The organism is Paenibacillus albidus (assembly GCF_014644435.1).
Taxonomy (GTDB): Bacteria; Bacillota; Bacilli; order Paenibacillales; family Paenibacillaceae; genus Paenibacillus_AQ; species Paenibacillus_AQ albidus.
On record NZ_BMKR01000002.1, the window covers coordinates 336,401 to 350,303 of the forward strand.

Annotated in this window: 14 protein-coding genes; 6 read left to right on the top strand and 8 right to left on the bottom strand. The window is 51.0% G+C overall.

Annotated features, from left to right (window positions below; genetic code table 11):
• Positions 1-52: 52 nt before the first annotated feature.
• Positions 53-349, bottom strand: a complete 297-nt coding sequence (locus IEY53_RS03315; protein WP_189022165.1) for a HesB/YadR/YfhF family protein — start codon at positions 347-349, stop codon at positions 53-55.
• A 494-nt stretch (positions 350-843) separates the two neighbouring features.
• On the opposite strand from IEY53_RS03315, the gene IEY53_RS03320 reads away from it, so the two are divergent.
• From IEY53_RS03320 to IEY53_RS03330, 3 genes are all read left to right on the top strand, one after another.
• Positions 844-2,589 (top strand): ABC transporter ATP-binding protein, encoded by a 1,746-nt coding sequence (locus IEY53_RS03320; RefSeq protein ID WP_189022166.1) that lies wholly within the window; start codon positions 844-846, stop codon positions 2,587-2,589.
• A gap of 49 nt (positions 2,590-2,638) precedes the next feature.
• On the top strand, positions 2,639-4,729 hold the full coding sequence (locus IEY53_RS03325) for an ABC transporter ATP-binding protein (RefSeq protein ID WP_189022167.1): 2,091 nt from the start codon (positions 2,639-2,641) through the stop codon (positions 4,727-4,729).
• A gap of 121 nt (positions 4,730-4,850) precedes the next feature.
• Positions 4,851-6,092, top strand: coding sequence for a winged helix-turn-helix domain-containing protein (locus IEY53_RS03330; protein ID WP_189022168.1), 1,242 nt, complete (start codon positions 4,851-4,853; stop codon positions 6,090-6,092).
• On the opposite strand, the gene IEY53_RS03335 is transcribed toward IEY53_RS03330, so the two are convergent.
• From IEY53_RS03335 to IEY53_RS03365, 7 genes are all read right to left on the bottom strand, one after another.
• Positions 6,061-6,399, bottom strand: coding sequence for an NUDIX domain-containing protein (locus IEY53_RS03335; protein WP_189022169.1), 339 nt, complete (start codon positions 6,397-6,399; stop codon positions 6,061-6,063). The two genes, IEY53_RS03330 and IEY53_RS03335, sit on opposite strands and share 32 nt — an antisense overlap.
• Before the next feature lie 40 nt (positions 6,400-6,439).
• Positions 6,440-7,048: a class I SAM-dependent methyltransferase gene (locus tag IEY53_RS03340; RefSeq protein ID WP_189022170.1), complete on the bottom strand. Its 609-nt coding sequence runs from the start codon at positions 7,046-7,048 to the stop codon at positions 6,440-6,442.
• A complete protein-coding gene (locus IEY53_RS03345; RefSeq protein ID WP_189022171.1) occupies positions 7,045-7,509 on the bottom strand; it encodes a hypothetical protein in 465 nt (154 codons plus the stop codon). Before IEY53_RS03345 ends, IEY53_RS03340 begins: the two co-directional genes overlap by 4 nt.
• Before the next feature lie 33 nt (positions 7,510-7,542).
• The gene (locus IEY53_RS03350) at positions 7,543-8,256 is read right to left on the bottom strand and encodes a hypothetical protein (protein WP_189022172.1); all 714 of its coding nucleotides are present in this window, start codon (positions 8,254-8,256) and stop codon (positions 7,543-7,545) included.
• Positions 8,253-9,158 (bottom strand): ATP-binding cassette domain-containing protein, encoded by a 906-nt coding sequence (locus tag IEY53_RS03355; protein WP_189022173.1) that lies wholly within the window; start codon positions 9,156-9,158, stop codon positions 8,253-8,255. The genes IEY53_RS03350 and IEY53_RS03355 overlap by 4 nt, the downstream gene beginning before the upstream one ends.
• Positions 9,159-9,339: 181 nt before the next feature.
• A complete protein-coding gene (locus IEY53_RS03360) occupies positions 9,340-9,687 on the bottom strand; it encodes a four-helix bundle copper-binding protein (RefSeq protein WP_189022174.1) in 348 nt (115 codons plus the stop codon).
• 90 nt (positions 9,688-9,777) lie between these two features.
• Entirely contained in the window at positions 9,778-10,818 is a 1,041-nt protein-coding gene (locus tag IEY53_RS03365) for a CobW family GTP-binding protein (RefSeq protein WP_189022175.1), read from the bottom strand.
• A 180-nt stretch (positions 10,819-10,998) separates the two neighbouring features.
• On the opposite strand from IEY53_RS03365, the gene IEY53_RS03370 reads away from it, so the two are divergent.
• The 3 genes from IEY53_RS03370 to IEY53_RS03380 all read left to right on the top strand — a co-directional run bounded on the left by IEY53_RS03370 (position 10,999) and on the right by IEY53_RS03380 (position 13,883).
• A complete protein-coding gene (locus IEY53_RS03370) occupies positions 10,999-11,514 on the top strand; it encodes a MogA/MoaB family molybdenum cofactor biosynthesis protein (RefSeq protein ID WP_189022176.1) in 516 nt (171 codons plus the stop codon).
• A 485-nt stretch (positions 11,515-11,999) separates the two neighbouring features.
• Entirely contained in the window at positions 12,000-13,037 is a 1,038-nt protein-coding gene (locus tag IEY53_RS03375; protein WP_229695942.1) for an ArsR/SmtB family transcription factor, read from the top strand.
• A 48-nt stretch (positions 13,038-13,085) separates the two neighbouring features.
• Complete coding sequence (locus tag IEY53_RS03380) at positions 13,086-13,883, top strand: ABC transporter permease (protein WP_189022178.1); 798 nt, start codon at positions 13,086-13,088, stop codon at positions 13,881-13,883.
• Positions 13,884-13,903: the final 20 nt, after the last annotated feature.

A 13,903-nucleotide genomic window follows, 5' to 3' on the forward strand; every position in this document is an offset into this window, starting at 1 on the left:
GAAATGCTCCGACTTAAGAACAAGGCTGCTTACTCCCGGGACAACCCCGCCGTTAAATCTTCGCTTCGTATTTGTACTCTATGTCGTCTTCCGCCTCGGAATATTCAATCGAAAGACCATAGCCTTCCATGTACCATAAATCCTGTTCTTCCATGTAGAATACAATCCCGGCCTGTTCGACCTCCATCGCCGGACGTCCTGGTGCCTCCGTGGCAATCCCCAGCGAGAACCCTGGGTGAAGTCCACCACCGGAGCTGTAACGGGGAAACAAACGAACATAGGCTCCTTCCTGCAGCTCCAGTTCTCTCTTGAACCAGGAGGCAGCCCCTTGGCTAATCACCATACTCATCTTTCTCAACTCCTCCCTTGTCCCTTAATCATACTTAAAAATCGCCGATATTCCAACTGCCTTGATGGAACAAGGATTTCCCGCCTTATTTAAAATTGCGATTGACAATCCCGCAAACCGGGTGATAAACTCGAACATATCGAAACGCCTTCAAGTAATTACCAAATCTAAAGGAAAGGGTGAGCGCGGTGTTTACCATTGTATTTGACGATAACCTTACTATTGTGGTTGACAAACAACTGAATACCGAAGCAGCCCGAGTATTGGAACTCATCTGAATATGCGGCGGAGCATTTTGCACCGTTCAGATTCAGAATTAGAAAGTCTCTTCCATGCCTGGTGCTGTGCTGCACCGTGCGCATGATACGCTCTAATTTACAGGCATATCGTCCGTTTTCGGATGATATGCCTTTTTGTATGTGCTGAAGCTGCTACTTTCTCTATTCCTGCTCAAGCTGCTGACCTTAACTTAAACCGAAAGGAAGGGATTTACCTTGTTCTCCGTTCTCAAAAATCTCGGCTGGTTCTTTCGCCGGGAAAAAAGGCGCTATATTATCGGCCTGTTTTTATTGATCGCTGTAGGTGTGCTGGAGCTGCTGCCTCCCCGTCTCTTAGGCAATGCCATCGACGAGATTGTCCGCGGTTCCATAACCACTGTTTCTTTAATCAAATATATCGCCATGATTCTGGGGATGCTGCTGATTATTTACTGGATCACATACATATGGATGCATAAACTCTTCGGCGGCTCCAATCTGGTGGAGCGGCTGCTGCGTTCCAGATTTATGAATCATTTGATGACCATGACGCCTTCATTTTTCGAACGCAACCGGACCGGAGACCTGATGGCCCGGGCTACCAATGATATCCGCGCTGTCTCCGCGACCGTAGGCTTCGGGATGCTGACGCTGGTTGATTCCACGATCTATCTAACCGTTGTACTGTTTGCCATGGGGTTTCTGATCAGCTGGCAGCTTACGCTGGCCGCTGTTATCCCGCTGCCGCTGATTGCGATTGCGATGATTTTTTACGGCCGGGCCATCCACCACCGTTACAGTCTGGCTCAAGACGCCTTTGGCGATATGAATGACCAGGTGCTGGAATCCGTGTCCGGTGTAAGAGTCATCCGCGCATATGTACAGGAACGGCTGGATGAACAACGTTTTTCCGATATTACCGAAGATGTATACAACAAAAATATGGCGGTTGCACGCGTAGATGCCTTCTTCGAACCGACCATCCGCCTGTGTGTGGGCATGAGTTACATTATCGGGCTCACCTACGGGATTTACCTTGTATTCCGCAATCAAATTACGCTTGGGGATCTCGTATCCTTCAACATGTATCTGGGGATGATCGTCTGGCCGATGTTTGCCATCGGCGAGCTGATCAATATTATGCAGCGCGGGGGCGCTTCCCTCGAACGTATTGACGAAACCCTGAATTCCAGGCCGGATGTGCAGGATACTGCGAACCCTGTGTCTGTTGAACAACCGACCTCGATCGAACTGAAGGATGTGACCTTCCGTTATCCGTCCTCAACCATTGACAATCTGAGCGGTGTCAACCTGTCCCTGTCCCAAGGGCAAACGCTGGGGATTGTCGGCCGGACCGGCAGCGGCAAATCGACACTTTTGAAGCAACTGCTGCATGAATATCCGAGCGGCAGCGGAGAACTGCTGATTTCAGGCGTTCCCATCGGACAAATTGCCCTGGACCAGCTGCACAGCTGGATCGGCTACGTGCCGCAGGAACAGATTTTGTTCTCCAAAAGCGTGCGGCAGAACATTCAGTTCGGGCTCGATAACGCCAGTGACGACAAGATCATGGAAGCTATTACGGCAGCTGCCTTCCAAAACGATCTCGGCACCTTGTCGGATGGTCTGGACACACTTGTTGGAGAACGCGGCGTCTCCCTTTCCGGAGGACAAAAGCAGCGTGTATCCTTATCGCGGGCCTTCATTTCAAATCCCGATATTCTGATTCTGGACGATGCACTGTCTGCCGTTGATGCGCGTACGGAAGCCCAAATTATTGAGAATATCCGCAGTGAACGGGCCGGTAAGACGACTCTGATCTCAACCCACCGTCTCTCCGCCATCGAGCATGCCGATATCATTGTGGTTCTGGATAACGGGCTCATAACGGAACGCGGCACCCACGAGGAATTGCTGGCGATGAACGGCTGGTACCGTGAACAATATGAGCGGCAGCAGGTGGAGAATAATCTGTCCAGCTAATCCATTGATCCTGCATAATTTACGCAAAACTTTTTAGGGGGTGTCACCGTTGACACAAAGTACGGGCAAACGGCTGCTGCAATATGCATTGTCAGCCAAGAAAACCTTTATCGCCGCCCTGCTGCTCCTCTCTATCGGGGTAGCGGCAGAGCTGGCGGGACCTTTTATCGCCAAAAACATGATTGACAATCACATGCTGGCGATTGAGAAACCATATTTCGAAACCACCTCATCGGAAGATGCGGCTGAATATAATAATACTTTTTACAAACGGGCTGACCGCTTTGAACCGGGAGAAACCAAAGGGCAGGAAATCCGCCTGCTTCAAGCGGGCCGCAGCTTTTATTTTATCAATGGTGCGGTAGCTCAGCCTGATGGCGAACGGACCTTCCAGGACGGTCAGCTGCATATCAGTCGCGGCGGCAATGAGACTGTATACCCTGCCGTCAAGCTTGGGGCCAATGAGCTGTTCGCTTTTTACAAACCTGAACTGCCGGGGATTTATCAGCTGGTCTGGTTGTACCTCCTGTTCCTGGCCATCTCGATCGTAGCGGAATTCGGCAAGACCTACTGGCTGCAATCCTCATCCAATCAGGTAATCCGCAAGCTGCGAACCGATGTGTATGCCCATATCCAGCGGCTGCCGGTGCATTTTTTCGACAACCTGCCTGCGGGCAAAGTCGTCTCCCGGGTAACCAATGACACAGAAGCGATCAAAGATCTCTTCATCGCCGTGTTGTCCAATTTCAGCACAGGGATCATCAATATCATCGGTGTATATGTCGCCTTGTTCCTGCTGGATGTGCGGCTGGGTCTGATCAGCCTGTTTCTTATCCCTATTCTGGTGCTCTGGATTGTGCTGTACCGTAAGGTTGCCACCAAATACAATACGATTATCCGTTCCCGGCTCAGCGAGATTAATGCCATCATTAATGAATCCATTCAAGGCATGTCGATCATCCGTATTTTCCGCCGTCAAAAGCAGCGCAGCGCGGAGTTTGAACATTTGAACGACGATTATTTGAAATACCAGAATAAAATGTTGAACTTGAATGCCTTCACGTCCCACAACCTGGTCAACTGTCTGCGTACCATCTCGTTTGTCATGGTGCTGTGGTATTTTGGTTTCGGCAGTCTTGACGGCTCGACCTTTGTCTCCATTGGTGTGCTGTATGCCTTTGTCGATGTGCTCGGGCGGATGTTCCAGCCGATTACCGGTATGGTCAACCAGCTGGCTAACCTGGATTCCTCCATGGTATCCGCAGGGCGTGTCTTCACGCTGATGGATGAACCCGGTGAACCCGTAACTGACGGCACAATGCCACGCTACAAGGGCGAGGTGAATTTTAAGAATGTATCCTTTGCCTATAAAAAAGACTTTGTCCTGCGCGACATCTCCTTTGAAGCGCGTCCCGGTGAAACCGTAGCTCTTGTAGGGCATACCGGCTCCGGCAAAAGCTCCATTATCAACCTCCTGTTCCGTTTCTATGATCCGCAGCGCGGCTCCATCACCATCGACGGGAAGGAAGTCACAGATATGCCCAAGCAATGGCTGCGCAGCCACATGGGTATTGTCCTGCAGGACCCGTATCTGTTCACCGGCACCATTGTTTCCAATGTCAGCCTGGGCGATGAGCGGATTACCCGCGAACGGGCCGAACGCGCACTGCGTGAGGTTGGTGCGGATAAACTGCTGGCCCATCTTCCACTCGGGTTCGATGAGCCTGTAATTGAAAAAGGGAGTACATTGTCTGCGGGCCAGCGCCAGCTGATTTCTTTTGCCAGAGCCTTATCCTTCGATCCGGCGATTCTGATCCTGGATGAAGCGACAGCCAGCATTGACACCGAAACGGAAAGCGTGATTCAGGAGGCGCTGGAGGTGCTTAAAAAAGGCCGGACCACCTTCATCATCGCCCACCGCCTGTCTACGATCCGCAGTGCCGATCAGATTCTGGTGCTGCACCGCGGGGAGATTGTGGAGCGTGGCAGCCATGACGAGCTGATGGCGCTTGGCGGAAGATACTTCCGCATGTATCAGCTGCAGCTGGGTGCCGGTTCAGGTGAAGTTAAAAACATTCCAACAGCTGAATCAGGAGCATCCTCAGCTGGAATTCTGCAGCCTTCCATGAAGCAAGTCTAATCATTATCATCTTAACCCTTGGTCATCTGCACTAACGGCTGACCAAGGTTTTTTTCTGCTTGTGTCCAGAACATTTGTTCTATATAATGGAATTTAATACATATCATCGGAGGGATTGGACTTGGCCACCTACACCTTATCCAAGCAACAAGCACGCCTCTTTTTACTGCATCACCAGAAATTAACTGCCGGAGCTCTGCTTGAAGGCAAACAAAGTGTCTATGATTATGTCCGGCATGTAGGCTGTATACAATATGATCCGCTGAGTATCGCCGGGCATAACCATGAGCTGGTGCTCCAGGCCCGGATTCCCGGGTTCACCCCGGTGCTGGCGCAGGAGCTGTTATATAAGGACCGGCTGCTGGTTGACGGGTGGGACAAGAACATGTCTATTTACTGTACGGAGGATTGGCCCTGCTTTCACCGGAGAAGAGAACTTTCGTCTGCCCGGATGCTGGCAAATACGGCCGTAATGTCGGCCGTCGCTGGGGTACGTGAAGAACTTCGGGACCGTGGTCCCCTATCCTCGCTCGACCTGCAGGGCAAAGAAAAGGTCGATTGGGCCTGGGCTCCGGCGCGATTGTCGCGCGCTGCACTGGAGAGCCTGTATTTCACTGGTGAACTGGCCATTCACCACCGGATTCATACCCGCCGGTATTATGATTTCGCCGCAAAGCTTCTGCCTGCCCATCTTATTGCTGCCGATGATCCGAACAAGACAGACGAGGAGTATCATGACTGGTATGTACTCCGGCGGATCGGCAGCATCGGACTGCAATGGAATAAATCCGGGGACGGCTGGCTGGGGATCCATCAATTGAAAAGCAAGGAACGGACGGCCTCCATTCTGCGGTTGTTGGCCGCAGACAAGCTCCGGGAGGTCCGTGTAGAGGGGGTCAAAATGCCGCTGTATATGCGGAGTATGGATGCACCTGTGCTGGAAGCTATTTTAGCGGATGACCAGAAGCCGCTCACCCCTGCAACGTTCGCCGCCGCCATGGCACCGCTCGACAATCTGCTCTGGGACCGGGAGCTGATCCGCCAGCTGTTCGGCTTTCATTACCGCTGGGAGGTATATAAACCAGCTGCTGAACGGGAATATGGCTACTATATATTGCCTTTACTATATGGCGACCGTTTTGTCGCCCGTTTGGAGCCGGTGATGGATAAGAAAAGCGGGACACTGAACATTGTGCGCTGGTGGTGGGAACCGGGGGAAAGCCTGCGGGAAGAGATGATTCCGGCTATACAGAAGGCTCTTTCTGCTCTGGCACGCTGTACGCAGGCTGCTTCCATTGCTTTTGTACCGGGTGTTATTGAAGAAGCCGGTCTTAAAGGACTGGAGAACAACCTAAACTCTTAAGCAGCCGGATGGAAATAATCATGGATGATTCTTCGCAGAACAGCGGAATTTCGCAGTGCAATGTCCGGCAGTCCGGCAGTCCGGCAAGCTCATCCATGGACATCCATCTTCCGCCCATGATCTCTGCCCCATCATAGATCAGGTCCCCTCCGATGATCTCACCCGTGAAACTGTACATCCTAATTTCATCATTGGTTTCGCTGGTGAACCTGTATTCGCCGATTAGATGTGTTTTGTCAACATGATAACCTGTTTCTTCTTTAACTTCTCTGACCACTGCCTGCTGCAGAGTTTCCCCTATCTCCAACCGTAGACCGATCTCTCAACCCTGACGGAGTATCGGGGTCCTATTTCTTAGCGATATAATCAACAAAACCTTGTCTTATACGTTCGCCGTTATACAACCGCTCCAATACACGATCTTCTTTGTACAAAACCTCCATATCCTTGAACATTACATCCGGCTCATCCGCTCTGTAGTAGGAATGAATCACCGGCAGATCATCGTCAAACTGTTCGTATTGATGTTCTCCCAGATCAACCCCTTCACCGCAGCGGAAGTCATTAACGGTAAGAAAGTTGGCAAAAAGCAGACCCCCGGGTTTCAGCACCCGCTTCATCTCTTGAATAGATGTAATTACTTCTTGCTTCCGCATATGAAATACAGAATTATACGAATACACAAAACTGAACGAGCCGTCCGCAAAAGAAAGCTGCCGCATATCTCCCTGAAGGATGTTCAAATCCATCCCCTTGGCTTGAGCATAGCTGCCGGACAGTTCAAGCTGGGCCGGATCAAATTCGATGCCGGTAGGGGCATACCCATAACTGGCAAATAAGCCTAATGCGGGACTGTCTCCGCCTGCACCACAATCCAGTACAGTCCGTTCAAGGCCGGACTCATTGCAAAACAGTAAAAATCTGTACAACGGAGTATGCTTGTATACTTCAATCATAGTAAACGCTCCTCTTCAAGACCCAATTTGACATACATTTCCGTACAATACCCCTGGAGTTTGATTTCCAGTCTGCTCGCTTTGTTTTTGAAACGCTTCAGCTCCCGGATCATGCGGGCTCTTCCGGCTGAAGTAAAGGTTTCCTGAATCCGTTCTTTGAAATAATCGTGGACAATGTGGTTGCGCTGCTTCCATACTTCCTGCAGTTGGGAGGTTTCTTCCTCCGAGAACGGAAAATGATGCTGGATTTCTTTGATGAGCTGGCCGAGTGAATTACTGAGCTTCCGCTGATAGAGATCGGCAAGATCTGCTTCTGTAGGTGTCTTCCCCTGTGACAGCTTGGTGAGAAGCAGCAGGTTGGTGAGCTGCTGCTCCAGTGCTTGACCATAGTAGACCGCCAATCCGAAATATGCGAATAACTCTTTGGATTGCTCACTCTCCGGATTTTGTGTATCCTTCATCTTTCCTCCCGTAGTTCTATGTATTTGTGTTAGTTAAATTTTGCCGTAATCCATGCGGCCGGAGCGATGTAAATACAGTCCAGCCAACAGAGCAGCATACAGAAAAGCATGAGCGAAGGTAGTAAGCAGCACACCACCTGCCAAAGAGTCGGCATTCATCAGGGCATCCATTACCGCGGATACCGGTGGAATCAGCAGCCGCAATGGAACAAGCGCCTCAGGCAGCAAGCCGGTAATCTTCGTGCCGCCAATGGATATAATCATGATGCCTAGCATCAAACCAACGGCATAGCTGCTCTTGCGGACCCAAGAGGCCTGGAGGAATAAAGAAATGGATATCCCCACAAGTCCCATTGCTATATGGCCGCCGAAAGCCAGCAGCAGCCGGTAGCTTCCCACCGGTTCAGCAAATTTGCGGGTAGCCAGTGGATAGAGCACCAAGGCCGCCGCCAGCAGCAGCGTTAGTAAGACCAGCGTTAGTAAACCACCGGTGCAATATAGCCTCGCACTTCGCAGATGCACGATAACGACTTGTCGCTGCACGGCATGCTCATGATTCAGGAAGCTGAGCCCGATCCAGGCACAGCCGACAAACAAGATGACTGCCGTAGCCGCATAGCTGTTCATTATAGGATTCGGTTTATATGTATATAACATCATAACTGCAATCACCAAAGCTGCAAACGGTGCAAAATACCGCTGGGAACGGGTGTAGCTTCGCAGCATATAACCTATAAGCGCCATCATGGGGCAGTTTCCCCTTTCGTGTATCCTTGGCCATCACCCGGCTCAACCGAAAGGATGGAACCGCCACTTCCCAGCACTTCACGAAGAAAATCATCCGAAACGGAACGCTTAACCGTAAAGCCTGTATGTTCTGGTCCAAACTCTTCCGTAACCTCCTTCCATGAAAGGAAACCTGGCCTAGACGCCAAGCTAAGCTGTTGCCCCTTAGTGAGGCCTGAGCAGACAATATAGGCGCTGCGCTGAAGCTGCCATGGTTCCTTACCGGTGATCTGGTTAACCGTCCTGCCGCCTTGGAGCATATGAATTTTATCTGCCAAAGCCTGGGCCATCTGCTCCTCATGGACAGTAAATACGATAGCCGCCCCCTCCCGCTTTCGTTCCAGAAGCAATTCCATCAGTTGCTGCTGTGCCGGCTGGTCCAGCCCCGACAAGGGTTCATCTAACAGAAGCAGCTTCGGCTGCATCAGCAGGCTTTGCATCAGGTTCACCTTCTGCAGCATGCCTTTGGAGAAGCTAGGCATCGGATGGGAGCGATAAGCAGCCAAATGAAACCTTTCCATTAGTTCACCTATACGCCGCTTCAACTCCAGAGGCTCCAGTCCGCTGATTCGCCCGATGCTCTGTAAGTATTGCTCCGGCGTAAATTTCAGCCCCGGGAAAATCTCGGGGGCATATCCAATGGTCACCTTAGGGTCCTCGTAGATCACCTGCCCTGAAGTGGGCTGTATCAACCCGGCCAGAATGGAGAGCAGCGTACTTTTGCCGGAGCCATTCCGGCCTATAAGAGCAGTAGCAGCTCCCCGTTCCACCCGCATGCAAATTCCGTCCAATACTTGGCGTTTGCCATAACATTTTCCAATACTGTTGACCTCAACTAAGGGCATATCTGGTTCGTGACGCATAAAAAATAATCACCTCTAAAGCTCCCTGCGAAATTTTCCAGTTCCTTAAACTCTTATTAGTATTCGGCGGAACCCGGGCCTTTTCCTCCAGTTACACAAATAAAACCGGATCGATAGCTGCTGCAAAGCCAGCAAGGATCCGGTTCTCGTTCGTTCATGTTATAGCAAGCAGCTATACGACTTAGGCATGTGCCAAAGCTGCATCCGTAATGAGACGGCAGGCTTCCGCACAAGCTAGCGTGGCCTTAATACATTCCTTGCAGTGTGTATGTACATGTCGGCTGTTCTCAGCAGCACATGCCTCACAAATCTCGGCACACAGGCGCAGAATAGGGACTACGAATGGACTTTGACGGCTCATGGCCTGAGCGGCAAAGGAACAGATATCGGCACATTCCCGATTCAGACGGATGCTCTCGCGAAGCGATGCCAGATCATATTCCTTTAGACTGGATATATAACTATAGTTACAGGCGTCCATACTTTTGACACAAGCATCAATACATTGCTGATATTCGATTCGGGTCATAGGCTTAAACCTCCTGTTTTTAATAGGGTATGCCTATCTATTAACCTGCAAGAAAAAGAACGAACCATTCCCTTTTAGAAGATGAACGGGTTACAGACTTCTTTTCACCGTACCCGGACGGACTAAAGTACGCTTCTCCAGCTGCAGCAGCTTGTTGTGCAGTTCGCCTGATGAGAAATGCTCTCCGATAAAAACGGCCACATCAGGAACCTCGCCTTGCGGGGTGATTTTCATAAAATCGGCTTCCCGATAAGCAAACTGGAACAGGAAACGGCTGGAGGTATCATTAAAGGTCACAATCCCCTTGGCTCGATACACATCTCTGGGCAGCTCCTTCACAAACTGTTCGAACTCTTCGCTGTTGACCGGCCGCTTGAAATAATGGGTGTAGGCCATAACGTGATCATGTGTGTGATGTGTCCCGCCGCCATGTGCATTCTCGCCATGCTCCCCCTCAGCAAGCTCATTCCCAACCTCGATATTCCCTTCTTCTCCTTCAAGCTGCCCGCCGCTTAGAATACCGCCGGCATGGGCCAGCAAGACCTCCGGCTCGATTTCGCAGCGTACCGCCGGCATTACTTTCGCGTAAGCATTCCATTTATGCAGAACGGCCGTAACTTCCTCCGCTTCTTCATTCGACACCTGGTCCATTTTATTCAGAATGAGTACAGAAGCGCAGCGGATTTGTTCTTGCATGAGTCGATAAGTGGCGCCTTGCTGGGCACGATGCAGCTCCAGCAGATGTGAAGCATCCACTATCGTGATCAGGCTCTTCAGCTCCACCTTTTGGTACAACGAGGTTTCGGTTACACCGTCCACAATCTCCAGCGGATTGGCGGCACCGGTCGCTTCGATGATGACGACATCAGGCGATTCTTTTTTGATCAGTGTAGCCAGCTCTGTGCTCAGATCTCCCCGGATCGAACAACAGATGCAGCCGCCGAGCATCTCTGCCATCGGTACCGTTTGCTCCACCAGCAATCCGTCCAGATTGACTTCGCCAAGCTCATTCATTACGACCGCCGGCCGCTTCCCTTGCTGTTTGAAATGCTCCAGAAGCCGCTGCAGCAGTGTAGTTTTTCCGCTTCCCAGAAATCCGGACAATATATATACAGGTACAACCTGCTCCATGCTTCATCTCTCCTTGAAATACAGTTATGGTAGCGAGTGTACTACATGTGTTACATCGACGCAACCACCTTCGCTTTAGATGTACTGTTCCTTAACGTTCCAAACTTGTCTTTGCTCCGGCCTTCCCCTATCATTAAGAAGAAACTTGAGTTCATCCTTAGTAAGGAGCTGGTCCAATACATGTCATCTGTAGAAGAACATCGCAAGGAAGCCCCACCATCGGTTTCCTGTTACATTATCACGGTGTCGGATACCCGAACTCCCGAGACCGATAAGGGCGGAGCCCTCGTCCGTTCCCTGCTTGAGGATGCCGGATACAAGGTTGCCGGCCACACCATCGTAAAAGATGATTATGAGGACATCCGGGAGCTGGTTTACAAATGTTCTGCCGATTCCGGCATAGAAGCCGTTCTTTTGACCGGCGGTACCGGCATTTCTCCGCGCGATACCACTTATGAGGCTGTCGCCTCGCTGCTTGACAAAAGTCTGCCGGGGTTTGGCGAGATTTTTCGCTTCCTGAGCTTCACGGAGGATATCGGATCAGCCGCAATCTTAAGCCGGGCTATAGCAGGCACGATCGGCAACACTGCAGTCTTTTCCATGCCCGGCTCCACCGGGGCGGTCAAGCTGGCCATGGAGCGGCTGATTGTTCCCGAGCTGCGTCATGTCATGCGGGAGATTTACAAAAGGTCATAAGCGGACCTTCACCTATTTTTGCGGGGATATGGACAAACGGCCAATCAGGCTAATGTTCTGTGCGTATAATACGATAAGTCCACAGAAGAGGAGCTGAAGCGAAGTGCCCAATTGTCCAAAATGCCCCGCCCAGACAGTTACTGATCCCCCATCGGTCGTATATGAAGATTATTACCACCCCCAAGTGGTGAATGTGATTCACCAGGTTGAAGTGGTCCGGCGCCATCACTGCGTACCTATTCCACGGCATTGCTACACTTATTCCTACAAAGATGTAATGTGCGATGTTTCCAGTACCCGCAGCAAAAGAAGATAATTCTCCCACAAGTCCTTAGGCGAGAGAACCGCAGTCCGTGCCAATGGCACGCTGGGTTCCCCTCGCCTTTTTATATATTGACAATTTCCCCCGCTGTGATTATAATTTTGAACACTTTTCGCGAAAGTGGTTTTTGATTAACCAAACGGTTAATCGGAAAGGAACGGATATGAGCTCATTTCCAACATTGCATCGAAAAATTAAAACCATCGTCAGCCCTTTTCATGAGTTATTATGCAGTCTGCATGTCCTGGATCAGCCGGAGCATCACCCCAAACGTTTAGCATGGGCCCTTGAGAGGAGATCCCGCATGCCGGCCAATTTTCTGGAGGACATACATACCATAAGCCAGCTGTCGGACAGTTGGCTTGCGTTAGGCGATCTTCCGAACCGCACAGGTGCTCCCGTCGGATGCGTAGAGGGGATTGCGATGCTGGACGGGCTCCCGGATGCTGAGTTTATCTTTCTTTTGTTAAATAGCACGGTTCCTTTAAGTACTCTTATCCATGCCCTGGAAGGCGGAAAGAAAAGTCTGCCAAACCTCGGGCTGGAGGAATCTGCCCGGTATCTGGTATGCCACTTGGCAACGGTCCGCAAACAGATAATTACTACCCTCGAGATCTATGAACGGGACTATTTCCGCGAGGAATGGGAGTACATTGAACCCTGGCTGCAAGACGCTGCAGCCCGCTTTCAGGAGACCGTAAGCCGTTTTCCGGAACAAGCGCTGAACTCCCTGCATCCCCGCCTGAGCGCCAAGGAGAGAATCGTTACTGCCCAGAAGGCGGTCACTTATTCTTTTCCCTATGAACAATTGCAGCAGATTTATGTCTTTCCGTCGAGCTTTATCTATCCACATCTGTTGATCAGCTGGAGCGGGGACATACTGCATCTGCCTCTGGCCGTGGATATTCCCGGACTGGCTTATAATGAAGGTCCGCCGGCAGATCTGCTCCGCCAGTTCAAGGCACTCAGTGACGATACCCGTCTGCGTATTCTCAAGCTGCTGTGGACAGCACCGCATTGTACGAAGCAGATTGCGCCAGTGCTTGGCATCTCTGAAGCGGCAGTCTCCAAACATTTGAAGCAGCTTAGTGAATCCGGGCTGGCGCGGTCTGAACGAAGAGGGAACTACTTGTTCTACTCGGGTAACAAAGAAGCCCTGGAAAGTCTGATCGTTCTGCAGCGGCAATTCCTTGAGCAATAAGTTTATTATAGGATACCGAAGCAGGATGCAAAAAAAGGAGTCAACCTCATGTGGAACACCGCAATCGCAACACTGATCCGCAACCAGAAGGCTAATCTGAGAGCCTATCCCTGGACCTTTACTTTGGGTCACATCATAGAAGGGTTCTATCTTGTTCTGATCTCTTATTTCACGTATGTCTATCTTATTCAAGGTGACATGGATGCCAAGTTCGTAGAGTACGCCGGAAGTGACAATTATCTGGCCTTTGCCATTATCGGCGGGCTGCTGAATGTGTTCTCCGTCAGTATGATGATGAATGTCTCACGGGCTATGATTACCGAATGGCGGGAAGGCACCTTGGAATCGCTCCTGCTTTCCCCTTCGAGTCGGGTCGGATATTTCATAGGCACTGCCATCCAGCAGCTGTTCCGGAGCGGGCTGGTGCTGCTCACGGTGTTCTCGTTCGGCATATTGGCCGGTCTGCGGCTGTCATCCATTCACTTTCTGTCAGCCGTCATCGGCAGTCTGCTTTATTTGCTGGCGTGTTTTGCCATCGCGCTCGTAATGGGCAGTGTTATGCTCTACACCAGAGATACATTTATCGTACAAAACACCTTATTTGCGGTAACGACGCTGCTGTGCGGATTTCAGTTCCCCCGGGAATATCTGCCCGGTCCGCTGCAAGACGCAGGCGAGGCCTTCCCGCTGACTCCGGCGCTTCAGCTGCTGCGCGGCGCACTGCTCACCGGCGAAGTCATCCGGCTTACGGATATCGCCCCCATTCTACTGCTGAGTGCCCTCTATATTGCAGTGGGTCTATGGAGTAACCGCCGGGTTGAACGCCGGCTATTTGAACGGTTTTAGAACCGGAAGGGAGTGTTAAG

Coding starts and splice junctions, on each gene's coding strand:
- IEY53_RS03315 (WP_189022165.1), bottom strand. CDS start 349: ATGAGTATGGTGATTAGCCAAGGGGCTGCCTCCTGGTTCAAGAGAGAA.
- IEY53_RS03340 (WP_189022170.1), bottom strand. CDS start 7,048: ATGATTGAAGTATACAAGCATACTCCGTTGTACAGATTTTTACTGTTT.
- IEY53_RS03345 (WP_189022171.1), bottom strand. CDS start 7,509: ATGAAGGATACACAAAATCCGGAGAGTGAGCAATCCAAAGAGTTATTC.
- IEY53_RS03350 (WP_189022172.1), bottom strand. CDS start 8,256: ATGATGGCGCTTATAGGTTATATGCTGCGAAGCTACACCCGTTCCCAG.
- IEY53_RS03355 (WP_189022173.1), bottom strand. CDS start 9,158: ATGCGTCACGAACCAGATATGCCCTTAGTTGAGGTCAACAGTATTGGA.
- IEY53_RS03360 (WP_189022174.1), bottom strand. CDS start 9,687: ATGACCCGAATCGAATATCAGCAATGTATTGATGCTTGTGTCAAAAGT.
- IEY53_RS03365 (WP_189022175.1), bottom strand. CDS start 10,818: ATGGAGCAGGTTGTACCTGTATATATATTGTCCGGATTTCTGGGAAGC.
- IEY53_RS03370 (WP_189022176.1), top strand. CDS start 10,999: ATGTCATCTGTAGAAGAACATCGCAAGGAAGCCCCACCATCGGTTTCC.
- IEY53_RS03375 (WP_229695942.1), top strand. CDS start 12,000: ATGAGCTCATTTCCAACATTGCATCGAAAAATTAAAACCATCGTCAGC.
- IEY53_RS03380 (WP_189022178.1), top strand. CDS start 13,086: ATGTGGAACACCGCAATCGCAACACTGATCCGCAACCAGAAGGCTAAT.